23 protein-coding genes are annotated in these 21,837 nt (G+C 62.0%); 17 read left to right on the plus strand and 6 right to left on the minus strand.

The features are described from left to right. Positions 1 to 75: 75 nt before the first annotated feature. Positions 76 to 1,065: an adenosine kinase gene (locus tag ACX82Z_RS18490; protein WP_459590487.1), complete on the plus strand. Its 990-nt coding sequence runs from the start codon at positions 76 to 78 to the stop codon at positions 1,063 to 1,065. A gap of 16 nt (positions 1,066 to 1,081) precedes the next feature. Here ACX82Z_RS18490 and ACX82Z_RS18495 read toward each other — a convergent pair whose 3' ends face one another. Further along, positions 1,082 to 1,582: a superoxide dismutase family protein gene (locus ACX82Z_RS18495; protein ID WP_459911873.1), complete on the minus strand. Its 501-nt coding sequence runs from the start codon at positions 1,580 to 1,582 to the stop codon at positions 1,082 to 1,084. Positions 1,583 to 1,912: 330 nt separating this feature from the next. Here ACX82Z_RS18495 and ACX82Z_RS18500 point away from each other — a divergent pair, with 330 nt between their 5' ends. Continuing rightward, entirely contained in the window at positions 1,913 to 2,170 is a 258-nt protein-coding gene (locus ACX82Z_RS18500) for a DUF1344 domain-containing protein (protein ID WP_459590488.1), read from the plus strand. 59 nt (positions 2,171 to 2,229) lie between these two features. Here the strand turns inward: ACX82Z_RS18500 and ACX82Z_RS18505 are convergent, their stop codons facing one another. Further along, positions 2,230 to 3,414, minus strand: coding sequence for a GGDEF domain-containing protein (locus ACX82Z_RS18505; protein ID WP_459590489.1), 1,185 nt, complete (start codon positions 3,412 to 3,414; stop codon positions 2,230 to 2,232). Positions 3,415 to 3,624: 210 nt separating this feature from the next. On the opposite strand from ACX82Z_RS18505, the gene ACX82Z_RS18510 reads away from it, so the two are divergent. The 3 genes from ACX82Z_RS18510 (at position 3,625) to ACX82Z_RS18520 (ending at position 7,505) form a co-directional block, all read left to right on the plus strand. Further along, the gene (locus tag ACX82Z_RS18510) at positions 3,625 to 5,841 is read left to right on the plus strand and encodes a transglycosylase domain-containing protein (protein ID WP_459590490.1); all 2,217 of its coding nucleotides are present in this window, start codon (positions 3,625 to 3,627) and stop codon (positions 5,839 to 5,841) included. An 81-nt stretch (positions 5,842 to 5,922) separates the two neighbouring features. Next, positions 5,923 to 6,672 (plus strand): SDR family NAD(P)-dependent oxidoreductase, encoded by a 750-nt coding sequence (locus ACX82Z_RS18515; RefSeq protein ID WP_459590491.1) that lies wholly within the window; start codon positions 5,923 to 5,925, stop codon positions 6,670 to 6,672. Beyond that, complete coding sequence (locus ACX82Z_RS18520; protein ID WP_459590492.1) at positions 6,669 to 7,505, plus strand: alpha/beta fold hydrolase; 837 nt, start codon at positions 6,669 to 6,671, stop codon at positions 7,503 to 7,505. Before ACX82Z_RS18515 ends, ACX82Z_RS18520 begins: the two co-directional genes overlap by 4 nt. Here the strand turns inward: ACX82Z_RS18520 and ACX82Z_RS18525 are convergent. After that, complete coding sequence (locus ACX82Z_RS18525) at positions 7,502 to 7,954, minus strand: baeRF12 domain-containing protein (RefSeq protein ID WP_459590493.1); 453 nt, start codon at positions 7,952 to 7,954, stop codon at positions 7,502 to 7,504. The genes ACX82Z_RS18520 and ACX82Z_RS18525 overlap by 4 nt on opposite strands. A gap of 203 nt (positions 7,955 to 8,157) precedes the next feature. Here ACX82Z_RS18525 and cysG point away from each other — a divergent pair, with 203 nt between their 5' ends. From cysG to ACX82Z_RS18545, 4 genes are read left to right on the plus strand one after another with little or no spacing between them, the layout of a single operon-like run. Continuing rightward, complete coding sequence (gene cysG, locus ACX82Z_RS18530) at positions 8,158 to 9,606, plus strand: siroheme synthase CysG (RefSeq protein WP_459590495.1); 1,449 nt, start codon at positions 8,158 to 8,160, stop codon at positions 9,604 to 9,606. Then, positions 9,603 to 9,911, plus strand: a complete 309-nt coding sequence (locus tag ACX82Z_RS18535; RefSeq protein WP_459590496.1) for a DUF2849 domain-containing protein — start codon at positions 9,603 to 9,605, stop codon at positions 9,909 to 9,911. Before cysG ends, ACX82Z_RS18535 begins: the two co-directional genes overlap by 4 nt. Before the next feature lie 18 nt (positions 9,912 to 9,929). Then, positions 9,930 to 11,582 carry a nitrite/sulfite reductase gene (locus tag ACX82Z_RS18540; RefSeq protein WP_459590497.1) on the plus strand — a complete coding sequence of 551 codons (1,653 nt, stop codon included), beginning with the start codon at positions 9,930 to 9,932 and terminating at the stop codon, positions 11,580 to 11,582. Between the two features lie 2 nt (positions 11,583 to 11,584). Beyond that, positions 11,585 to 12,118 carry a DUF934 domain-containing protein gene (locus ACX82Z_RS18545; RefSeq protein WP_459590498.1) on the plus strand — a complete coding sequence of 178 codons (534 nt, stop codon included), beginning with the start codon at positions 11,585 to 11,587 and terminating at the stop codon, positions 12,116 to 12,118. A gap of 17 nt (positions 12,119 to 12,135) precedes the next feature. Here ACX82Z_RS18545 and ACX82Z_RS18550 read toward each other — a convergent pair whose 3' ends face one another. Then, positions 12,136 to 13,125, minus strand: coding sequence for a class I SAM-dependent methyltransferase (locus tag ACX82Z_RS18550; RefSeq protein WP_459911874.1), 990 nt, complete (start codon positions 13,123 to 13,125; stop codon positions 12,136 to 12,138). 212 nt (positions 13,126 to 13,337) lie between these two features. Here ACX82Z_RS18550 and ACX82Z_RS18555 point away from each other — a divergent pair, with 212 nt between their 5' ends. Beyond that, positions 13,338 to 15,365 (plus strand): putative bifunctional diguanylate cyclase/phosphodiesterase, encoded by a 2,028-nt coding sequence (locus ACX82Z_RS18555; RefSeq protein WP_459590499.1) that lies wholly within the window; start codon positions 13,338 to 13,340, stop codon positions 15,363 to 15,365. Positions 15,366 to 15,565: 200 nt separating this feature from the next. Then, entirely contained in the window at positions 15,566 to 15,838 is a 273-nt protein-coding gene (gene rpsU, locus ACX82Z_RS18560; RefSeq protein WP_459590500.1) for a 30S ribosomal protein S21, read from the plus strand. 73 nt (positions 15,839 to 15,911) lie between these two features. On the opposite strand, the gene ACX82Z_RS18565 is transcribed toward rpsU, so the two are convergent. Together ACX82Z_RS18565 and hrcA are read right to left on the minus strand one after the other, a co-directional pair. Then, positions 15,912 to 16,088: a hypothetical protein gene (locus tag ACX82Z_RS18565; RefSeq protein ID WP_459590501.1), complete on the minus strand. Its 177-nt coding sequence runs from the start codon at positions 16,086 to 16,088 to the stop codon at positions 15,912 to 15,914. Between the two features lie 180 nt (positions 16,089 to 16,268). Further along, a complete protein-coding gene (gene hrcA, locus ACX82Z_RS18570) occupies positions 16,269 to 17,336 on the minus strand; it encodes a heat-inducible transcriptional repressor HrcA (protein ID WP_459590502.1) in 1,068 nt (355 codons plus the stop codon). A gap of 138 nt (positions 17,337 to 17,474) precedes the next feature. Here hrcA and rph point away from each other — a divergent pair, with 138 nt between their 5' ends. The 6 genes from rph (at position 17,475) to ACX82Z_RS18600 (ending at position 21,821) form a co-directional block, all read left to right on the plus strand. Next, a complete protein-coding gene (gene rph, locus ACX82Z_RS18575; RefSeq protein ID WP_459590504.1) occupies positions 17,475 to 18,191 on the plus strand; it encodes a ribonuclease PH in 717 nt (238 codons plus the stop codon). A gap of 2 nt (positions 18,192 to 18,193) precedes the next feature. Then, on the plus strand, positions 18,194 to 18,625 hold the full coding sequence (locus ACX82Z_RS18580; protein WP_459590505.1) for a VOC family protein: 432 nt from the start codon (positions 18,194 to 18,196) through the stop codon (positions 18,623 to 18,625). Continuing rightward, positions 18,625 to 19,272, plus strand: a complete 648-nt coding sequence (gene rdgB / locus ACX82Z_RS18585) for an RdgB/HAM1 family non-canonical purine NTP pyrophosphatase (protein WP_459590506.1) — start codon at positions 18,625 to 18,627, stop codon at positions 19,270 to 19,272. Before ACX82Z_RS18580 ends, rdgB begins: the two co-directional genes overlap by 1 nt. Further along, the gene (gene hemW, locus ACX82Z_RS18590; protein ID WP_459590507.1) at positions 19,269 to 20,420 is read left to right on the plus strand and encodes a radical SAM family heme chaperone HemW; all 1,152 of its coding nucleotides are present in this window, start codon (positions 19,269 to 19,271) and stop codon (positions 20,418 to 20,420) included. The genes rdgB and hemW overlap by 4 nt, the downstream gene beginning before the upstream one ends. A gap of 155 nt (positions 20,421 to 20,575) precedes the next feature. Continuing rightward, entirely contained in the window at positions 20,576 to 21,466 is an 891-nt protein-coding gene (gene rsmI / locus ACX82Z_RS18595) for a 16S rRNA (cytidine(1402)-2'-O)-methyltransferase (RefSeq protein ID WP_459590508.1), read from the plus strand. Beyond that, positions 21,459 to 21,821 (plus strand): YraN family protein, encoded by a 363-nt coding sequence (locus ACX82Z_RS18600; protein WP_459590510.1) that lies wholly within the window; start codon positions 21,459 to 21,461, stop codon positions 21,819 to 21,821. The genes rsmI and ACX82Z_RS18600 overlap by 8 nt, the downstream gene beginning before the upstream one ends. The last annotated feature ends 16 nt before the right edge of the window (positions 21,822 to 21,837 follow it).

Consider the following 21,837-nt stretch of genomic DNA (forward strand, 5'->3'; position numbering starts at 1 on the left):
CAATCGCATTTGCACTTCGACGCCTCTACGGATAAACCCGCCTTTATTCCCCCGACATGATGACCGGAGACCTTGATGAGCGACTATGATGTGCTGTGCGTCGGCAACGCGATCGTGGACATCATCGCACGCTGCGACGAAGCGTTTCTGGCGGAAAACGACATCATCAAGGGTGCCATGAACCTGATCGACGCGGAACGCGCCGAACTCCTTTATTCGCGCATGGGACCTGCCATCGAGGCGTCGGGCGGAAGCGCGGGAAACACGGCCGCTGGCATCGCCAGCTTTGGCGGACGCTCAGCCTATTTCGGCAAGGTTTCGGCCGATCATCTCGGCAATGTCTATACGCACGACATCCGCGCGCAGGGCGTCGCGTTCGACACGAAGCCGCTGACCGGCACGCCGCCGACCGCTCGCTCCATGATTTTCGTCACGCCGGACGGCGAACGCTCGATGAACACATATCTCGGCGCATGCGTCGAACTCGGTCCCGACGATGTCGAGGCCGACAAGGCGAAGGGTGCCAAGGTCACTTATTTCGAGGGCTATCTTTGGGACCCGCCACTGGCGAAAGACGCGATCCGCATGACGGCCAGACACGCGCACGAGGCCGGCCGCGAGGTCGCGATGACTTTGTCGGATTCGTTTTGCGTCGATCGCTACCGAGACGAGTTCCTCGACCTCATGCGCTCCGGCACCGTCGACATCGTCTTTTCCAATGAAAACGAACTCAAGGCGCTCTACCAGACCTCGTTCGAAGCCGGTCTCGACGCCATCGCCAAGGATTGCAAGCTTGCCGCCGTCACGCGCTCGGAGCGTGGTTCTGTCGTGGTACGCGGAGCGGAGCGCGAAATCGTCGAGGCAATCGAGATTTCCGAACTGGTCGACACGACCGGCGCGGGCGACCTTTATGCGGCGGGCTTTCTTTATGGCTACACGAATAGCCGTTCGCTTGCCGATTGCGGCAAGCTCGGATCGCTTGCCGCCGGGTTGGTCATCCAGCAGATCGGCCCGCGCCCCATGCTCAGCCTGAAACAGGCAGCGACGGAACGCGGGCTGGTTTAGCGTTTAAGCGCACCGATTATTCGATGACGCCGCAGGCATAGCGGTCGCCGGCATCGCCCGTCGGCTGCGTCTCGTAATCGTCCGCACCGCCATGGATCATCAATGCGCGGCCGGCGATATCGGCCTCGCCGCCGTCACCCAAGGTAATCATCGAATTGAAGACCTGCGCGCGCAGCGTGCCGTCCTCACCGACATACTGGTTCGGCATGTCGCCGGCATGCGGGCCGCCGTCGGCCAGATAACCGTGCGGCGCGTCACCGGGGTTGAAGTGGCCGCCGGCCGAATCGTGATGCGTGGCCGCATCGCATTCGCCGGTCTCGTGAACGTGGAAGGCGAGCCAGTCGCCGGCCGGCAGTCCGGATATCTCGATCTCGATCAGGACACCGTTCGGCGTTCCCGTCAGCGTTGCGGTGCCATTGTCCGCGCCCTCCATATCGACGAAGCTTGCGGTCGCGCTCGTCGTCTCGGCGGGTGCAGCTTGCTCGGCGTCATCCTGAGCGAATGCCGCGCCCGTCATCAAGGCGATGGCCGCCGTTGCCGTCAAAATCCGTTTCATCATGCATCTCCCGTCATATTGATATGGAAATGCAATGGCCTTGCGGTCCGATTGTTCCGCCCGACCGACCCACCGCGCGAACCCGGATTGCGGCGAAATTTGCTGCGCGGAAAATTATCTTTCCGTAATTTGAAACGAGCGAAAGACCGGCGCATCTTCGCGCTCGAAGTCGGGAAACGCCGGCGATCTGCCAAGGCCCGATCGCGACGCGACGTTCTCCAGACGGCTTCAAGGCGCGTTCCCACGCCGAAGAACGGCTTTTATTGGGAACGACTGTCAAGGACCAAACACATGCGTGCTCTCTTCATTCCAGTGGCGGTTGCCGCCGGACTTGCGCTCGCTCCTGCGGCCTTCGCCGCCGAAACGACGACCGGCATGATCAAGTCGATCGATTCCAAGGCACACACCCTCACCCTCGACAACGGCACCGTCTACAACCTGCCCATGTCCGTGAAGGATTCCAGCTTCAAGGCGGGCGAGAAGGTCAACGTGACCTGGGACATGAAGGCCGGCAAGCACCAGGCCGAATCAGTAATGGCTGCGAAGTAGGCCGTTCGCCTTACAGAAAGCCCGTCGCCATCACAGGCGGCGGGCTTTTGCATGGCAACTCACGCAATCGAAAGAAGGCTCTCAGCCCGGTGGTCGTGCCAATCGGCGCCCGCAACCTTGTTCCGCCCGCCGCGCTTTGCAGCATAAAGAGCGATGTCGGCCTGGCGCATGGCTTCGGCCAGATCGTCGCCGGCCGGAAACTCGGCAACGCCGATGCTTGCGGTTACGGCCAGTCCGCGCGGCGCTTCCGTATCGCGCCAGTCCGCGATGCTGCCGCGCAATCCTTCGCTGAAGAGCGCAGCCGCCTTCAGGGACGTGGCCGGCAAAAGAACCGCAAATTCCTCGCCGCCGATCCGTGCGACGATCGGATCGAAAGGCAGTTCGGCAAGGATCGTACCTACGCCTTGAATCGCCCGATCACCGGTCGCGTGGCCGAACCGGTCATTGATCGATTTGAAATGGTCGATGTCGACGATCAGGATCGAGCATGGCAGGTCGCGAGCGCGACATCCAAGATCGAGCGCCGCCTTTTCGAAGAAGCCGCGCCGGTTGAGAAGGCCGGTCATGGAATCTCGCCGCACCTGCTCCTCCAGGTCGCGAGTCACGTCGGCCGCAGAGCGAAGCAGGAACAGGATCGCGAAGGCGAGCCACCCCAGCAGAGATTGCAGCTTCAAAGCCACCACGAACAGCGAACCGGGATTCAAAGTGCCGATCTGCGTGGGAACGCCGGCGAAGAAACCGACGGTGGGGCGTATCAGGATGGCGATGGCGACCACGGTCATCGCGCCGATGACAAAGCTGTCGATCGTATCCTTTTCCGGGCTGCGCAAAACGCGCCACGCAGCCATCAGAAGCATGGTTGCAATCGCAACACTCATCGTACCGGCACGGCCGATGACGTTCGGTATGATGAAGGTGAAGAAAACGACGCCCGCCATGCCCATGCCGTAAAGCAGCCAAAGCGCGCGATCGCGATTGCGGCCGCCATAGCGCGAAAACACGCCGCGCGCGGTGAAAAGCGCGCCCAGACCGTGGAAGACATTGGAAAACAGCGACACGACATCGCCGAGGCCATAGATGCGCAAAAGTTCGATCGCAAAGCCGATAACGCCGAACACATAGACCAGCGTCCAGTCCCGGATATGCGTCTGGTCCGGGCGCTGTCGCCACAAGAAGCCGAACGTGAACGCAAAAAAGATCGAGATAAGCGGAACGCCGATCGACAGCAGATAATTGCCGGACATTTGTTTCCCACCCCTCAAACCCGTGCCGAGTTACCCATGAAAAGGTAAGCCCACCGTAAACCTGCGGTTGCGAAAAGCGATTTTTGGCAAAGGTTTTAAGGCGAATGCACACGGCAAGCGCGTGTCACGCTTAACCAACCCTTAAAGCGCCGCAATTAATCTTCAGCGACAGCGACCATCAGGCAAACAACAAGACGGGCATCGGGGGCCATGGGCGACAGACGAATCGAGCCGAGCTTCGGCGGATCGGCATCGAACGAAGGGCCCGGCCTATTCGTCAGCGAAGACGACCGGCTCGTCGGCCGGAACGGCAAGCGGGGTTCGTCCAAGAGTCCAGCTTCGCGAAAGGCCGCGCCGAAAGCGCGCGGCGAAGGGCGCAGCCAGCAACGAACCAAAAAGCGTGGCCGAAAGCGCAGTTCCGGCGGCGGGTTGTTCGGTGCCTTGCGAAAAGCGACTTACTGGTCGTTCGTCCTCGCGATCTGGGGCGGGGTCGCGGCGGCGGGCGTTCTGGTCTTCTATGCCGCGCAGATGCCGAGCGCCTCGACCTGGGCGATCCCGGATCGGCCGCCGAACGTCAAGATCATGGATATCGAAGGCCGGCAGGTCGCCAATCGCGGCATGATGGGCGGCGAATCCATCGGGCTGCACGAAATGTCGCCCTATATCCCGCAGGCCGTCGTCGCGATCGAGGATCGGCGCTTCTATTCGCATTTCGGCGTCGATCCGCAGGGTCTTGCGCGCGCGATGTACGAAAACGTCGTCAACGGCCGCGTGGTGCAGGGCGGCTCGACGCTGACGCAGCAGCTTGCCAAGAACCTGTTCCTGACCAACGAACGCTCTTACGACCGCAAGATCCGCGAAGTGCTGATGGCCTTCTGGCTGGAGCACGAGCATTCGAAGGACCAGATCCTCGAAATGTACCTGAACCGGGTCTATTTCGGCTCGGGCGCCTATGGCGTGGAAGCGGCGTCCCGGCGCTATTTCGGCAAGTCCGCGCGCGATGTGACGCTTTCCGAAGCCTCGATGCTGGCGGGGTTGCTCGTCGCGCCATCGCGACTGTCGCCGGCGCGCGATCCGAATGCTGCGGAAAACCGCGCCCAGCTCGTTCTGGCCGCCATGCGCGACCAGGGCATGATCGGGGACAGCGAGCTTGCATCCGCCATTTCCGCGCCCCCCGTGCGCGCCGCCGCCTTCTGGACAGGCTCGGAAAACTACGTCGCCGACCGCATCATGGGCGAGTTGCCGGGCCTGATCGGCGGCGATGTTCAAAAGGACATGATCGTCGAGGCGACGATCGACCTCGACCTGCAGGAACTCGGCGAAAAAGCGATCCGGCAGATGGTCGACGAGAACAAGTCGAGCCATGATGTCAGCCAGGGCGCGCTCGTTTCCATCGACACCAACGGCGCGGTGCGCGCCATGGTCGGCGGTTACGACTATGCCAATTCGCAGTTCGACCGCGCCTCCGAAGCGCGCCGTCAGCCGGGCTCGGCCTTCAAGTCGTTCGTGTGGATGGCGGCGATGGAACAGGGCCTTTTCCCCGACACGATTCGCAACGACGCGCCGGTGACGATCGGCAAATGGTCGCCGCAGAACTTCAACAACAAATATAACGGGCCGATGACCCTCTCGCAGGCGCTTGCGCGATCGTCGAACACCATCGCCGCCGTGCTGGCGCATGAGGTCGGGCCGTCCGCAATCGTCGAAGCCGCATGGCGCATGGGCATCGAATCCGACCTCCAGCCGAACCTGTCCATCTCGCTCGGCACGTCCGAGGTCACGCCGCTCGAACTGACTGCCGCCTACGTGCCGTTTTCGACCGGCGGCGTGCGTCACGACATCCATTTCGTCGAGCGCGTGACGACCATCGACGGCGAAGTGCTCTATCAGCGCCCGGCCTCAAACGGTGTTCAGGTCGCCTCGCCCGAGATCGTCGGCATGATGAACTACATGATGTCCGAGACGGTCGGCACCGGCACCGGGCGCAACGCCGATTTCGGTTGGCCGGCCGCCGGCAAGACCGGTACCAGCCAGAACTCGCGCGATGCATGGTTCGTCGGCTACACCGCCGCGCTCACCACCGGCGTCTGGTTCGGCAATGACGACGGCAAGCCGATGAAGAACATCACCGGCGGCCAGCTTCCGGCAAAAGCCTGGAAGACCTTCATGGAAGGCGCGCATGAGGGCGTGGCGGTCGCCAACCTGCCCGGCCGCTGGACGCCCGACACGTTCCAGCGCATCGAGGATCTTCTGGCGTCTGATCGCGGCATTCCCTCGCAAGACCCGAATTATGCCTATCCGCAACAGGACAGCGGCACGACCGGCTCGATCCAGCCGCCCGCCGATATCGGCGGCCAGCAGCATGCGCAGCAGCAGCGGCAGGGGCCGATCGGTTCGATCATGGACATCATCATGGGGAACAACTGATCGTGCATGCGGAGCGGATATCGCCCCTCGTAAAGTGGACCGGCCTCGTCTAGATACGGGTGATCATGCAAGGATGACCCCATGGCCGAGACCACCCCACGCAAGACACTGGTACTGACGGGCGCGAGCCGGGGTATCGGCCATGCGACCGTCAAGCGTTTTTCGCGCGAGGGATGGCGCGTCATCACCTGTTCGCGGCAGGCTTTCGCAGAAGATTGCCCCTGGCCGGCCGGCCCCGAAGATCACATCAAGATCGACCTGTCCGATCCTGAGGATGTCGGCTCGGCGGTCGCGGAAATCCGCCACCGGCTGGAGGAACAGGGTGGGCAGCTCAACGCGCTGGTCAACAACGCCGCGATTTCGCCGAAGATCGAGGGCGGCAAGCGCATGAACTCGTTCGAGACGCCGATGCATGTGTGGCGCGATGTGTTCCAGGTGAACTTCTTCGCGCCAATCATGCTCGCGCGCGGTCTGTTCAAGGAACTTGCGGCAGCAAAAGGCTCGATTGTCAACGTCACATCGATCGTCGGCAGCCGCGTCCATCCCTTCGCCGGCACGGCCTATGCTACATCGAAGGCCGCGCTTTCATCGCTGTCGCGGGAAATGGCCGCCGATTTCGGCCCGCACGGCATTCGGGTGAACTCCATCGCGCCGGGCGAAATCGAAACCTCGATCCTGTCGCCGGGCACGGAAAAGATCGTCGAGACGATCCCGCTGCGCCGGCTTGGCTCGACGTCCGAAGTGGCGGAAACGATTTTCTTCCTGTGCTCCGAGCAGTCTTCCTATATGACGGGCGCGGAAATTCACATCAATGGCGGCCAGCACGTATGATGGCCTGCCGGTCGGTCTATATCGACGCTGCCGGCTTCGAACTGCACGTCACCGAATGGGGCGACCGGACAAACCCGGCGCTCGTCATGTGGCACGGGCTAGCGCGCACCGGCCGCGATTTCGACGAAGCCGCGCAAGCGCTTGCAAGCGCGTATTTCGTCATCTGTCCCGACACGATCGGGCGCGGACTTTCCTCATGGGCGGCGGACCCGGCCGATTATTCCTATGCGATCTACGGCAAGATAACCGAGGCGATGCTCGATCATTACCGCATCGACCATGTGCGCTGGATCGGCACGTCAATGGGCGGTCTTCTGGGCATGGTGCTCGCCGCCGGCTCGCTGAAAAACCGGATTTCTCATCTCGTCATCAACGATGTCGGGCCTGAGATTTCGGGCAAAGGATTGGCGCGGATCGTCGACTATGTCGGCAATCCGCCCGTTTTCCGGACCATGGACGAATTCGAAGCCTGGCTGCGAACGGTCTATGCGCCATTCGGCAGAAACGAGGACGCGTTCTGGCGGCGCATGGCCGATACTTCCGCGCGTCGCACCGACGACGGACGCATTACCGTCCATTACGATCCGAGGATCGTCGAACCCTTCAAGGGACAGACCGGCGATTTCGATATCTGGCCCGTCTATGATGCGATCGAGGCTCCGACGCTTCTGTTGCGCGGGGAAACATCCGATCTTCTGTCGGCTGGAATTGCCAGTGCAATGACGAAGCGCGGCCCCAGATCGCGCCTCGTTACGCTCGAAGGATATGGGCACGCGCCGACACTGACGAGCGGGCGCGAAATCGAGCTGCTGCGTGATTTCCTGAAAAGCTAGGCCGCCATCAGGTTCTTCTCGATCTCGTCGATCGGATGGTTGGTCAGCGTCTTGGAGACTTCCGCCGTAATGCGGTCGCTTACCTCCTTGTGGAACTCCTTGCGCATTTCGCCGAGGACCAGCGGCGGAGCGACGACGATCAGCTTCTTGAATTGATCGCGATGGGCGAGTTGGTAGAGCCGGTCGGCTATTTCCTTGGCGAAGCGCTCTTTTTCGATGCGATGCCAGTCGGTTTCCTCCACGGCGCTGCGATGCGCGGTGCCGCCTGCGTCCTGCAAGCGACCGGGCCGGTCCGTCCCCTGATCGCGGGTCGGCGGATTGTCGTCGCGAATTTCGCGAAAGACTTCGAGATGCGGGTATTCGGCATCGCCCTCGTTGCGCAGGAACAGGGCTTTTTCGCCATCTGCGACGATAACCCATGCGTCATGATCGATCTTGATCGCGCTCATCGGACACTCCTCGTTCGTGTTTGTCTCGCCAATCAAACGCCGCCCGGACGGCGCGCGTTCCGTTCGATTTCCGGACTGTTTCGCGATCGAAGTAGAATAATTTTTCTCTCATCGCGATTATGAGCGAAAAATGATTGTGCCTGCATGATCTGCGCACGACGCCGTTTCTTACCCAGCGGCGTTGGTTTGGCGAGAATGCAGGCATGTCAGGTTACTTCCCCACCAGCGCGCCCGTTTCGCGGCTTAATGCCTTCCCCATCTTCGCCAAGGTCGAGGGTTGCATCGTCGTCATCGTCGGCGAAGGCGACGAGGCGCTCGCCAAAGCTCGGCTGATGTCACAGTCGAGCGCAAAGCTGCGCATCGTCGCGCTCAGCCCCGAACGCGCGCTCACCGCCTGGGCGAATACCAACGGGATCGATATCGTTCGCGAACGCTATCGCGCCGGACTTATCGAGGATGCGGTGCTGGTTTTCGCCGCAACCCACGATCTTGAAGCCGATCGGCGCATTGTGGCCGACGCGCGGGCGCGCTCCATTCTCGTGAACGCCGTCGACCGGCCCGAGCTATGCGACTTCTTCACGCCCGCTCTGGTCAATCGTGCGCCGGTCGCCGTCGCGATCGGCACCGAAGGCGCCGGTCCCGTGCTCGCACAGATGATCCGGTCCCGCGTCGACCGGATGCTAAGCCCGCGGCTCGGGCTTCTCGCGAATCTTGCGGCCGGCTATCGCGAAGCAGTCGAGCGGCTTGTTCCGCGCGGCGTCGCGCGCCGTCGCTTCTGGAAGGAATTCTTCACCGGCGAAACCGCGCGCCACGTCGACGCTGGCGATATGGACAATGCGCGTGATACCGCCTCGGCGCTTTTGCGGCGCGGCGGCGTTGCGCCCGGCCACGTCGCATTGGTTGGTGCCGGTCCGGGCGCCGAAGACCTGTTGACGTTGCGCGCCCATCGCCTCCTGATGGAAGCGGATGTGATCGTCCACGACGCACTGGTGCCCGAGGCCGTCATCGCCATGGGCCGCCGCGACGCCGAGCGGATCGCGGCCGGAAAGCGCAAGGGTTGCCACTCCAAGACGCAAAGCGAGATCAACGCGCTTCTGGTCGAGCTTGGCCGTCACGGCAAGCGCGTCGTTCGCCTGAAATCGGGCGATCCGCTGGTCTTCGGCCGGGCCGGCGAAGAGATGGCGGCGCTACGCGATGCGGGAATTTCCTATGAGGTCGTGCCGGGCGTGACCGCCGCCTTCGCCGCCGCCGCCGATTTCGAGTTGCCGCTCACCTTGCGGGGCGTCTCCTCCTCGATGGTGTTCACCACGGGTCACGATTTGAAGGGCGGCCCGCTTCCCGACTGGGCGCGTCTTGCCATCGATGGCGCGACGGTCGCCGTCTATATGGGCCGCTCGGTCGCCGCCGATGTTGCACAACGCCTGATCGACGCCGGTCTTGCTCCCGATACCGCCGTGGCGGTCGTCGAAAATGCCAGCCTCTCGGGCAAGCGCCTGTTCCACGGCACGCTCGCCGACCTGCCGCAATTGCAGACACGCGACGATCTTGCCGGCCCCGTCATGACGATTATCGGCGATGCCGTCGCCGGAGCCAATTTCGAACATTCACGGCCGCTGGCCGCCCGAATTGCTGTGAAGGAGAGCGCGACATGAAGATCGTAACCGCCAACCGCCTCATCGACGGCGAAGCCGTTTGGCTCGGCGCGGATCATGGCTGGGTCGAGGCGATCGACGGCGCGGAGATCGCGCGCGACATCGCCACCGAGGAAAAGCTGGAACGCGCCGGAAAGGCCGCGATTTGCAAGAACGAGGTGGTCGATCTGGCGCTCGTCGATATCGATCTCGTCGACGGCCGGATTGTCCCGAAGCGCCTTCGTGAGCGCATTCGCGCCGCCGGTCCCACCAATCGCCTTGATCTTGGCAAGCAGGCCCGTCCGGGCGTGCGTGTCGCCGCCTGATTTTGGAAGAGCCGTTCCATGTATCGTTACGATGAGTTCGACCACGCATTCGTGAAAGCCCGCACCGCCGAATTCGCCGATCAGGTCGAGCGGCGGCTCGCGGGCGAATTGACCGAGGACCAGTTCAAGCCGCTGCGGCTTATGAACGGTGTCTATCTCCAGCTTCACGCCTACATGCTGCGCATCGCTATCCCCTACGGCACGCTGTCGTCCAAGCAGATGCGCATGCTCGCCCATATCGCGCGCACCTACGACAAGGGCTACGGTCACTTCACCACGCGCCAGAACCTTCAGTTCAACTGGCCGGCGCTGGGCGACATTCCGCAAATTCTGCAAGACCTCGCATCCGTCGAGATGCATGCGTTGCAAACCTCGGGAAACTGCATTCGCAACGTGACCGCCGATCATTTCGCGGGCGCCGCCGCCGATGAAGTCGCCGACCCGCGTCCTTACGCGGAAATCCTGCGGCAATGGTCGTCGGTCCATCCCGAATTCTCGTTCCTGCCGCGAAAATTCAAGATCGCGGTGACAGGCGCTGAGCGCGACCGGGCTGCGATTCAGGTTCATGACATCGGCCTGCATCTGAAGCGCAACGCGGCAGGCGAACTTGGCTTCGCCGTCTATGTCGGCGGCGGTCAGGGTCGCACGCCGATGGTGGCCAAGAAGGTGCGCGACTTCCTCCCCGAAGCCGATCTTCTGACCTATACGACCGCGATCCTGCGCGTCTACAACCTCAACGGCCGGCGCGACAACAAGTACAAAGCGCGCATCAAAATCCTCGTCCACGAGACCGGCACGGAAGAACTGAAGCGCCAGATCGAGGCGGAATTCGCCGAAATCCGCAGCGGCGAACTGAAGCTGCCACAGGCCGACATCGACGCCATCGAGCGCTATTTCGCGCTGCCGGAACTGCCCGCACGCTCGCATGTCGAGCAATCAGCCAATCCGGCTTTTTCAAGCTGGCTCGCCCACAACGTCAACGCGCACCGCAATCGCGAATACGCCTCGGTGACGATCTCGCTAAAAGGAATCGGCGAAGTGCCGGGGGACGCGTCGGACGCGCAGATGGATGCGATCGCCGATCTGGCCGAAGAATTCGCCTTCGACGAAATCCGCGTCAGCCACGAGCAGAACCTGATTCTGCCGCATGTCGCGCGCGCCGATCTCGAAGCGGTCTTTGATCGGCTTGCGAAGATCGGTCTGGCGACGGCGAATTCGGGTCTCGTCACGGATATCATCGCCTGCCCGGGTCTTGATTATTGCGCGCTTGCCAATGCCCGCTCGATTTCGGTTGCGCAGGAGATTTCCACGCGCTTCGGCAATCAGGCGCGGCAGGAGGAGATCGGCGAACTAAAGCTCAAGATTTCCGGCTGCATCAATGCCTGCGGCCACCATCACGTCGGCCATATCGGCATATTGGGTGTCGAGAAGAAAGGCACGGAACTCTACCAGATCACGCTCGGCGGCTCGGGGGACGAAAACACCTCGATCGGCGAGATCGTCGGGCGCGGCTTCACCGCAAGCGAGATCACCGACGCGATCGAGACGGTCGTCGACACCTATCTGTCGCTGAGAACCGAAAAGTCCGAAACCTTCCTTTCGGCCTATCGCAGATTGGGTGCCTCACCCTTTAAGCACGCGCTTTACGGCGCCGAGGCGAAGGCAGCTTGATCATGAGCGACGACAACGCACCGCGCCTATGGACCGAAGCAGGCTTCATCGACGAAGGCTGGACGCGAATCGATGGCGAACCACAGGTCGATGCCTTCGACAATGTGATACTGCCGCTCGCCGCCTTCCTCGACCATGTCGAAGCGCGGCGCAACGAGCCGGGCCGGCTCGGGGTTCATCTCGAACCCGGCGAAAGCCTCGATGCGATCGTCCCGCATCTGGATCGCCTGTCGCTCATCTCGCTCGGCTTTCCCGCCTACACCGACGGTCGTTCGTTTTCCAAGGCCGAGCTTTTGCGCAGTCGCTATGGCTTCAAGGGAACGATCCGCGCTCACGGCGACGTGTTGATCGATCTCGTCGCGCATATGCTGCGCACCGGCTTTGACGAATTCGAAGTGACCAACGGGCCGACGCTGGCACGGCTGGAAGCCGGGAGACCCGGAGGGTTGGAAGTCTTCTACCAGCCTGCTGCAAAAGCGGCCGCGATGCCGGAAAACGCACCGGCCTATGCGTGGCGACGCGTGCCGGTCTCCTGACCGGCACGCCGAAGCGCTTAATCTTTCCTGGTGATCACGCCATAAACGATGTTGCGGTTCTCACCGTAGAACACGCGCGCGTCGATCGTGTTGCGGTCGACCGAGCGGTTGATGATGTCCCACATGTCCTCGTCCGACCGGAGCATGAGCGCCCAGTTCATGAAGGTTTCCATGAAGCCGTCATCGACGATCTCGTCCGTAAAATTGGCGAACAGGAACGATCCGCCCGGCTTCAACAGCGACATGCACTTGCGCGTCAGCCGCGCCGCGACCCCGCGCGACAGGTAATCGTAAAGGCCAGACGCATAGACCAGGTCGAACTGGCCAAGATTGTAGGCATTGCCCAAAATGCCTTTGACCGATCCGTCGACGCCCTCGATGACCGTGCCCTGATAATCGCGCACGACCGAACCGACGCTGAGCGGGTCCTGATCGAGCGCGATCCAGCGCTTGATCCGGTCCTCCTTGAGTGCCTGCGACTTGGCCGCCTCGCGAAGATGCCCGGAAGCGATCGTCAGCACTTCGATCGGCTCGCTGCGGGCCGCAGCCGACGCATCGACCTCACGGGCCAGAATCTCGCACCGCTCGCGCCCGGCGATCGATGTGCGCGACATGTGGGTACAGGCGTAAAGGGTCTTTCCCAGCTCTGAGGCCTGGTCGATCGCTTCGTTGACGCTTTCGTGCCCGTAAATGAAATCCTGCGTGATCGCGTCACCCGAATAGCCGCGCGGAATCTCAAAGCACCAGCGGGTGAACGGATCTTCAAGAAAATAATCGCCGACTGGATGTTCCTGGGCGATCGGCACGAGTTTTTGCCAGACCCCGGTTGCGCAGGAACGCCGCAATACGTGCAATTCGGCCGCCGTGCGATGGATGATGTCGACGGGATCGCCTCCATTTTCAAACTGCTGTTTGGCCATGGAGAGCGTCAGCGCGAGAATGTCGAGTGCCTGCTCGTAGGTCTTGTCGCCCTCCTGACGACCAAGTTGCCGAAGCTCGGCAGCCATGGATTCGGGTGTGACGAGGCTTTGTCCGTCGAGAGCGATTCGATTCAAAACGATTCCCCTTGCTTAACCGTTCATGCATCATAATCAAAAGTTCTTAAGGACCGCTATACGCCTTAACCGACAAGTGGTTGAATTGTGGAATTTTAAAGCGCGCTGGAGATTTACAGGTACAGCCAAGGACCGACCGTCATTTGCCACGACAAGAGTTGACCATGACCCGAAATGACGTGACGGTTGCAGTTGATGGCTCCGAATCCCCGATGCGTATTGCTGATGCGGATCCAGCACTGCCACGCGTAGAGCACGCTCGCGACCTGTCAGCGACCGTCAAGGCACAGCTTTACGAAGAAGACCGTGCACCGGTGCAGCGAGACCACCTGCGTCGTGGCCTTTGGATCGGCGTGCTGGCCTACATTTCATTTGCACTTGCCGACATCATTCTCATCCCCGATGTCGCGGTACAGGCCATTACCACCCGTTTTGTCGTCGCTATCACGGTTGTCGCGATTTTCGAGTTCCTGCGCCGTTCAGGAGCCCGTACGATATGGCTTGAAATCGTTTGCGCGGCCGCGATGGTATCGGGATATGTCGTTTGGCTTCTGCCCGCGATCCAGACACAGGAAATTGCGAACTTTTCCTACTTCATGATTTTCGGTTCGATCTTCATGATGGGAGCAAACCTCTTCTTCAATCTGCGTTTCGCCATTTCCCTCGTGGCATCCGCAGTCATCCTCGTCGCATTCTTCGTGGCGCTAACCATCATCCCGGGCTCGTTCGCCTATCGGTTTGCGCTGTCGTCATTCTATCTTTCCTGCTTCGTTTTCACGTCCTACGTGAATCTGAAGCTGAACATCGAGCGCTTCAATGTATTCATCAACGCGCTCGAGGCACGGCTGCAGCAGCGCGCCGCGGATGAACGCGGTGAAGAGCTTTATCGCCTGTCACGCGCCGACCCTCTGACGGGCCTTCATAACCGACGCGCCATCGACGAGCGCATGCGCACGCTTTGGGATGATTTCGAGCAAAAGCGCACCTATTTTTCGGTGCTTCTGGTCGATGTCGATTTCTTCAAGCGGTTCAACGATTTCTACGGCCATCAGGAGGGCGATCGCTGCCTGATCGAGGTGGCCGAAGCGCTGCGCGAACCGGCAGAACGGCGGGGTGCCACGATCGGGCGCTTCGGCGGTGAAGAGTTCATCATCCTGGCGACGATCGTCAAACCCGAGGAACTGGAGGCATTTGCCGAAGAAATCCGCCGAACGGTGGAAAATCTTGCCGTGCCGCACGAACAGCGCCGCGACGGCTCGTCGATCGTGACGGTTTCCGTGGGCGCATCGATCGTTCGCGGACACGAAGGCTCCAAGCTCGAACACACGATCTACGAGGCCGACCGCGCGCTCTATCTGGCCAAGGCAAGCGGGCGCAATTGCATCCGCATCTTCGATCCCGCCGACTTCGAGGGCATCGACGACAGCGAGAACATCGCCGCGCTTTTGCGAATCGCCATCCAGAAAGAACTGGTCTCGATGGTCTATCAGCCCATCGAGGACGTCCAGAGCGGCGATGTCGTTGCCGCCGAGGCGCTGATGCGTCTTCGAAGCCTCGACGGACTTGCCATCTCGCCGGCGCAGTTCATTCCGGTGGCAGAGCGGACCGGCGCGATCATCGATCTGGGGCGCTGGTCGATCGAAACCGTCTGCCGGGACCTTCTCCTGCGATCCGACATCCAGATCGCCACAGTCAACGTGTCGCCCCTGCAACTGAAGATGCCAGGCTTCGCCGCGTCGGTAGCCTCGATCCTGGTCAAGACCGGCGTTGCCGGCAACCGGCTTGCCTTCGAGATCACCGAAGGTATGGAGATGGAAATCCACTCCGACATCATCCGCTGTATCCACGACCTGCGCCTTCTCGGCGTCGAGATATGGCTGGACGATTTCGGAACGGGGTTTGCGGGCCTCTCATGGCTACGCCTGATCGAGTTCGACACCGTCAAGATCGACCGTTCGTTCCTGCACGATGCGGGCACTGCGCGCGGGCGCGCGATGCTCGACGACATCATCCGGCTGTTGCGAAATCGTGGCCCGAAGATTCTGGTCGAAGGCGTCGAAAGCCGCGCCCAGATCGAATTGGTGCGCGAATTCGGCATCGACACGGTGCAGGGCTACCTGCTCGGGCGTCCGATGAGCGCGACCTCCCTGATCGGCGGCCCCGCCTCCCGAAGACGCGGCCTGCCGGTTTAAAGTCACGCGCCGACCACTGATTTTGCCTTTTTCGCGAAAACGCCTATATAAGGTTCATCCACCCTCCGCGTGACGCAGTTTCACGGTGAGCCCGTCGTGGCTTTGAGGTGTTCGGTCGGTTCCTTCCGGCAAAATCCGTAGCATCGGTCCGCGCCTCGCGGTTCCGTTGCCATTTCAATTCGAGAAAGGACAGGATCACATTGCAGGTCGTCGTACGTGAAAACAATGTCGAACAGGCGCTCCGCGCGCTGAAGAAGAAGATGCAGCGTGAAGGCATCTTCCGCGAAATGAAGGCGCGCCGCGCCTATGAAAAGCCGTCGGAAAAGCGCGCCCGCCAGAAGGCGGAAGCCGTGCGCCGGTCGCGCAAACTCGCCCGCAAGCAGGCGCAGCGTGAAGGCCTGCTGCCTTCGAAGAAGAAGCCGGCACGCGCCGTTGGCGCCCGCCCGGCACGCCCGGCGACGTCAGCCGCATAAGACGCTTTCATCGAATCAAAAAGGGCGGCCCGAAAGGCCGCCTTTTTTATTGGTCAAGCGCGCAGGCGCGCTATCAGTGCCGCACGGTGCGCAGGCCCTGTTCGGCCGATTCCAGTCGCTCGAGCAAAACGCGCAGGCTCTCCGGTATGGAAGTGTCCGCCTTGAATGCGGGCATGCGTCCCAGAAACCGCCGGTTGGTCTCCGACGTCAGTTCCTTGGCGATCGTCGTGGAAAGCTGCGGCTCTCTCATTTCAACTCGCTTCCTTGTACACATGACACGAACCTCAAATTCACGCGAACAACAGGGATGCAGGATCGATGGTTCCTCAAGTCGAGCGAAAGAGCCATCGAAAGTGAGATTTGTAGTAAAATTTTACTTAAATTTGCCTAACGTTACGCAGGCACAGATTTCGCCGAAATGTCGTTTCCTCTAGCCGAGAAGGCGGCTGACGATCTGGGCCGTATAATCCACCATCGGTACGATGCGGGCATAGTTGAGCCGGGTCGGCCCGATGACGCCAAGCGCCCCGATGACGCGCGAATCGCTGTCGCGGTAGGGCGCGACGACCAGCGATGAGCCGGACAGCGAAAACAGCTTGTTCTCCGACCCAATGAAGATACGCACTCCCGGCCCGGCTTCGGCGAGGTCGAGAAGCTGGAGCATCCCGTCCTTGGTTTCGAGGTCTTCAAACAAGTGCCGCAAAAGTTCGATGTCGGCCTGTGCGGTGATGTTTTCCAGAAGGTTTGCATGGCCGCGGACGATAAGCCGGGCCTGAAGTCCCGATCCCTCGCCCGCCCAGATCGCCAGACCGCGTTCCACCAGATCCTGTGAAAGAGAATCGAGCGCGGTGCGCGTCTCTTCTTTCAGCCGGCCGATTTCCGCCCTTGCTTCACTCAGTGTTCGACCGCGAATATGGGCGTTGAGAAAGTTCGACGCCTCGATGAGTTGGGACGAAGTCACGCCCGCCGGAAGGTCGACGATGCGGTTTTCGACGTCGCCGCTGTGACTTACCATGACGGCAAGCGCCTTGGTGGGTTCGAGCCGGATGAATTCGATATGCTTGAGCGCGGCTTCGCTCTTGGCCGTCAGCACCAGCCCCGCACCGCGCGACAGGCCGGACAGCATCTGGCTCGCATCGGTCAAAATGTGTTCCAGCGTCTGGCCGGAACCGGACGCGCGCACCTGGCTTTCGATGCGGCGTCGTTCGTCGCTCGTCAGGTCGCCGAGTTCCATGAAAGCATCGACGAAGAAGCGAAGTCCGGCTTGCGTCGGCAAACGCCCGGCCGACACATGCGGCGCATAGATGAGTCCGAGGTGCTCAAGGTCCGACATCACGTTGCGGATCGTCGCCGGTGAAAGCGATCCGGGCAAAAGCCGCGACAGGTTGCGCGAGCCGAGCGGCTCGCCCTCGCGCATGTAATTGTCGACGATCAACCGGAAGATGTCGCGCGAGCGCGAATCGAGATTGGGCAGCGTCGGATCGGTCATCATATGCATTGGATCATCATGGTTGTCGCCAGATATAGGAAGTTTGAGCGCTGCGGGGAACCATGTGTTCCTTTTCCTTTGCCTCACGAACGCCGGGCGGTTAGAAGCCGGGCAAACCGGAAACTGACGAGAAAAGCAGAGAACTCCATGCGGCCATCCAAGCGCCAGCCCGACGAAATGCGGGCAATCTCCTTCGAATGCGGCATCTCCAAACATGCCGAAGGCTCCTGCCTCGTCAAGTTTGGCGACACGCACGTTCTGTGCACGGCAAGCCTCGAGGAACGCGTTCCCGGCTGGCTGCGCAATTCGGGCAAGGGCTGGGTGACGGCCGAATACGGCATGTTGCCGCGCGCGACGGGCGACCGCATGCGCCGCGAGGCATCGTCCGGCAAGCAGGGCGGTCGCACGCTGGAAATCCAGCGTCTGATCGGCCGCTCGCTGCGCGCCGTGGTGGACCTTCAGGCGTTGGGCGAAGTGCAGATCACGGTCGACTGCGACGTGATCCAGGCCGATGGCGGCACGCGCACGGCGGCGATCACCGGCGGCTTCGTCGCGCTGCACGAATGCCTGCGCTGGATGGAAACGCGCCAGATGGTGAAGGTCGACAAGGTTCTGAAGGATCATGTCGCTGCCATTTCCTGCGGCATCCATGAAGGCAATCCGGTCATCGACCTCGACTATCTGGAGGATTCGTCCGCCGGCACCGACGCCAATTTCGTCATGACCGGTAGGGGCGGTATCGTCGAAATCCAGGGCACGGCCGAGGGCGAACCGTTTTCCGAAGAGGAATTCGCGCAGTTGATGGGACTTGCGAAGAAGGGCATCGCGCGCCTCGTCGACCTGCAGAAGATGGCGATCGCCTGACCATGACGCCCTCGTCGATCCTCGAATCCGCGCTTTACGTCGACGACCTCGATGCGGCCGAGGCGTTCTACGCCGACATCATGGGGCTGGAGCGGATCGTCAGGATCGAGGGGCGACACGTCTTCTTCCGCTGCGGCTCGGGCGTGCTGCTGCTCTTTAATGCCGAGGCGACGATCCATCCGCCCGCACAAGGCGCGAAATATCCTGTGCCGCCACACGGCACGCGCGGAGCGGGGCATCTGTGCTTTGCCGCAACGGGCGACGAGATCGAGCGCTGGAAGGCCCATCTCGAGGGTAAGGGCGTTGCGATCGAGGCGGACTTCAACTGGCCGTCATCGAAACCGGACGAACCGTCCGTCGGACGTTCGATCTATTTTCGCGATCCGGCCGGCAATTCGATCGAGTTCGCCGAACCGAGAATCTGGGGGCTTTGATGCGTGTACTGGAAGACAGGAAAGTCGTGGTCGCGAGCCACAATGCGGGCAAGCTGGCAGAAATGTCGGACCTGATGGCTCCATTCGGCTTCGAGGCAAAATCGGCTGCCGAATACGGCCTGCCAGAACCCGAGGAGACCGGAACGACCTTCGAGGAGAACGCCTATATCAAGGCGAACGCTGCCGCGATCGCAACCGGCCTGCCGGCAATTTCGGACGATTCGGGACTGATGGTCGACGCGCTCGGCGGCGATCCGGGCGTCTACACCGCCGACTGGGCGACGATGGCCGACGGCACGCGCGACTTCGCCGTTGCGATGGAGCGCACCAACATGCTGATGGAAAAAGCTGGCGCAACGGTTTCCGGGAAGCGTCAGGGCCGCTTCGTCTCCGTCATCTGTGTTGCCTGGCCGGATGGGCACGCCGAATATTTTCGCGGCGAGGTGGAAGGTACGCTCGTCTGGCCGCCGCGCGGGACGAGCGGCTTCGGCTACGACCCGATGTTCCAGCCGACCGGCCATGAGCGGACCTTCGGCGAGATGGAAGCGACCGAAAAGCACGGCTGGAAGCCCGGTCAGGACGAGGCGCTGTCACACCGGGCCCGCGCCTTCCAGCTTTTCGCGCGCGACATGCTGGGAGCGGCATGATCGACGAACCGGGCTTTGGAATTTATATTCATTGGCCGTTCTGCGCGGCCAAATGCCCGTATTGCGACTTCAATTCCCATGTACGCCATCAGCCGGTCGACCAGCAGCGTTTCGCTGCCGCGTTCGAGCGCGAGATGGCGACGATGCGCGCCCGCACGGGCCCGCGCGAGGTTACCTCGATTTTTCTGGGGGGCGGCACGCCCTCGCTGATGGAACCGGCAACGGTCGGCGCGGTGCTGGAGAGCGTCGCGCGCCACTGGCATGTGCCGGACGGAATCGAGATCACGCTCGAAGCCAACCCGTCGTCGGTCGAGGCTTCGCGATTTCGCGGCTATCGCGCGGCGGGCGTCAACCGCGTCTCGCTCGGCGTGCAGGCTCTGAACGACGCAGACCTGAAGTTCCTTGGCCGTCTGCACGATGTCGAAGGCGCGCTTCATGCGATCGGTCTGGCGCGCGAAATCTTTCCGCGCCTTTCCTTCGACCTGATTTATGCCCGTCCGCACCAAACGCTCGCAGTCTGGGAAGCCGAACTCGATCGCGCGATCTCCTATGCGGCAGATCATCTGTCGCTCTATCAGTTGACCATCGAGGGCGGAACGCGTTTTCAGCTTCTGTACGAGGCGGGAAAGTTCCAGATGCCGGATGCCGATCATTCGGCCGATCTCTACGCCTTGACGCAGGAGGTGACCGCCGCGCGCGGCCTGCCAGCCTATGAAATCTCGAACCACGCGCGGCCGGGCGCGGAAAGCCGTCACAATCTGGTCTATTGGCGCTACGGCGAATATGTCGGCGTCGGGCCCGGCGCGCATGGAAGGTTCGTGGAAAACCGCCGTCGGATTGTCACCTTCACCGAAAAACACCCCGAAACGTGGCTCGACCATGTCGAGAAAAACGGACACGGCGTCATCGGCGGCGAGACGCTGACACGCGAGGAAGAGGCAGACGAATTCCTGCTCATGGGTCTTCGGCTTGCCGAGGGGATCGATCTTGCGCGCTACGAGGCGTTGTCGGGCCGCTCGCTGTCGTCGAAACGGGTCGCCGTGCTCCAGGAGGAACGTCTCGTTGCACCGGTCGGAAATTCGCGATTGCGCGCGACGTCGGAAGGCATGATCGTGCTCGACGCGGTCGTCGCCGATCTGGCACGCTGAACCGCTTCCTTGACACGTTTGCCGTCGTAATAGGGCTCGAAACTGTCCCGGATGATAAGCGACATGGTCGGTGGTCTCCTCGTTCCACACGAACCGGGAACGCGCCCGTTTGTTCCGCGCTTTGAAAGCGTGTCCCGTCATGCCATGAAGACCGCATGACCGAACGCACATTCATCATCGGGCAAAACGCGATGAGCGCGCCGCCCCTGCCGGCCGCGCTCTATCTGGTCGCGACGCCCATCGGCAATCTTGGCGACATCACCATCCGCGCACTTCAGACGCTGGCTGCCGCCGACATCGTCGCCTGCGAAGATACGCGCGTCACGCGCATTTTGCTCGACCGCTACGGCATGCGTCGCAAACTCATCGCCTATCACGAGCATAACGCCGCCGAGGCCGGACCGAAGCTGATCGCCGCGTTGGATAGCGGGCAGTCTGTGGCGCTGTGTTCGGATGCGGGAACGCCGCTCGTCTCCGATCCGGGCTTCCGGCTCGTCGGACAGGCGGTGGAAGCTGGCCATCGCGTCGTGCCGATCCCCGGCGCGTCGTCGACGCTTGCCGCGCTTTCGATTGCCGCCTTGCCTTCCGACGCGTTCTTCTTTGCCGGTTTCCTGCCGGCGAAGGACGGCCAGCGGCGGTCGCGGCTCGAAGAGGTCGCCCGCGTTCCCGGGACGCTGATCTTCTTCGAATCGCCGCGCCGCCTCGCCGACAGCTTGAGGGCTATGGCGGATGTCTTGGGCGATCGCCCCGCGACAGTGGCACGCGAATTGACCAAGACATTCGAAGAGGCGCGGCGCGCAACGCTCGGCGAACTCGCGGCGCATTATGCAGAAGCCGATACGCCGAAGGGCGAAGTGGTGGTCTGCGTCGGGCCGCCGCTGGAAGCGCCCGCGCCCGAAGGGCAGGACGTCGACCGCTTGTTGCTGGAGCTTGCGCGCGACATGCCTGCCGCCAAGGCATCCGGCGAAGCGGCGAAGATGACCGGCCTGGCGAAGCAGGAGCTTTTCCGCCGCTTGGTCGAATTGCGTGAAGGCGGCGATGGCTGATCGGCTCGCCGCCTATCGCCATGGAAATCGGGCGGAATGGCTCGCCTGCATGGCGCTGCGGCTGAAGGGCTACCGCATTCTCGCGCGCAACTTCCGCACCAAATCCGGCGAGATCGACATCGTCGCGCGGCGCGGCGATCTCGTCGTCATCGTCGAGGTGAAGGCGCGCGGATCCCTGATCGCCGCGATGGAGGCCGTCGGCGGCGTGTCGGAGCGCCGCATCGAGGCAGCAGCCGACCAATGGCTGGCGCGCCAAAAGGACCATGCGCGTCTGTCGATGCGCTTCGACATGGTCGCAATCCTGCCGCGCCGATGGCCGGTTCACGTCCAAAACATCTTTCACGGCCGCACCTGACTGCCGAAAATTTGCG

It is taken from the genome of Aliihoeflea sp. PC F10.4, from assembly GCF_054612275.1.

Excerpts from the sequence above, each read along its gene's own strand:
- ACX82Z_RS18490 (WP_459590487.1), top strand. The coding sequence starts at position 76 with ATGAGCGACTATGATGTGCTGTGCGTCGGCAACGCGATCGTGGACATC.
- ACX82Z_RS18495 (WP_459911873.1), bottom strand. The coding sequence starts at position 1,582 with ATGACGGGCGCGGCATTCGCTCAGGATGACGCCGAGCAAGCTGCACCC.
- ACX82Z_RS18500 (WP_459590488.1), top strand. The coding sequence starts at position 1,913 with ATGCGTGCTCTCTTCATTCCAGTGGCGGTTGCCGCCGGACTTGCGCTC.
- ACX82Z_RS18505 (WP_459590489.1), bottom strand. The coding sequence starts at position 3,414 with ATGTCCGGCAATTATCTGCTGTCGATCGGCGTTCCGCTTATCTCGATC.
- ACX82Z_RS18510 (WP_459590490.1), top strand. The coding sequence starts at position 3,625 with ATGGGCGACAGACGAATCGAGCCGAGCTTCGGCGGATCGGCATCGAAC.
- ACX82Z_RS18515 (WP_459590491.1), top strand. The coding sequence starts at position 5,923 with ATGGCCGAGACCACCCCACGCAAGACACTGGTACTGACGGGCGCGAGC.
- ACX82Z_RS18520 (WP_459590492.1), top strand. The coding sequence starts at position 6,669 with ATGATGGCCTGCCGGTCGGTCTATATCGACGCTGCCGGCTTCGAACTG.
- ACX82Z_RS18525 (WP_459590493.1), bottom strand. The coding sequence starts at position 7,954 with ATGAGCGCGATCAAGATCGATCATGACGCATGGGTTATCGTCGCAGAT.
- cysG (WP_459590495.1), top strand. The coding sequence starts at position 8,158 with ATGTCAGGTTACTTCCCCACCAGCGCGCCCGTTTCGCGGCTTAATGCC.
- ACX82Z_RS18535 (WP_459590496.1), top strand. The coding sequence starts at position 9,603 with ATGAAGATCGTAACCGCCAACCGCCTCATCGACGGCGAAGCCGTTTGG.
- ACX82Z_RS18540 (WP_459590497.1), top strand. The coding sequence starts at position 9,930 with ATGTATCGTTACGATGAGTTCGACCACGCATTCGTGAAAGCCCGCACC.
- ACX82Z_RS18545 (WP_459590498.1), top strand. The coding sequence starts at position 11,585 with ATGAGCGACGACAACGCACCGCGCCTATGGACCGAAGCAGGCTTCATC.
- ACX82Z_RS18550 (WP_459911874.1), bottom strand. The coding sequence starts at position 13,125 with ATGGCTGCCGAGCTTCGGCAACTTGGTCGTCAGGAGGGCGACAAGACC.
- ACX82Z_RS18555 (WP_459590499.1), top strand. The coding sequence starts at position 13,338 with ATGACCCGAAATGACGTGACGGTTGCAGTTGATGGCTCCGAATCCCCG.
- ACX82Z_RS18565 (WP_459590501.1), bottom strand. The coding sequence starts at position 16,088 with ATGAGAGAGCCGCAGCTTTCCACGACGATCGCCAAGGAACTGACGTCG.
- hrcA (WP_459590502.1), bottom strand. The coding sequence starts at position 17,336 with ATGCATATGATGACCGATCCGACGCTGCCCAATCTCGATTCGCGCTCG.
- rph (WP_459590504.1), top strand. The coding sequence starts at position 17,475 with ATGCGGCCATCCAAGCGCCAGCCCGACGAAATGCGGGCAATCTCCTTC.
- ACX82Z_RS18580 (WP_459590505.1), top strand. The coding sequence starts at position 18,194 with ATGACGCCCTCGTCGATCCTCGAATCCGCGCTTTACGTCGACGACCTC.
- rdgB (WP_459590506.1), top strand. The coding sequence starts at position 18,625 with ATGCGTGTACTGGAAGACAGGAAAGTCGTGGTCGCGAGCCACAATGCG.
- hemW (WP_459590507.1), top strand. The coding sequence starts at position 19,269 with ATGATCGACGAACCGGGCTTTGGAATTTATATTCATTGGCCGTTCTGC.
- rsmI (WP_459590508.1), top strand. The coding sequence starts at position 20,576 with ATGACCGAACGCACATTCATCATCGGGCAAAACGCGATGAGCGCGCCG.
- ACX82Z_RS18600 (WP_459590510.1), top strand. The coding sequence starts at position 21,459 with ATGGCTGATCGGCTCGCCGCCTATCGCCATGGAAATCGGGCGGAATGG.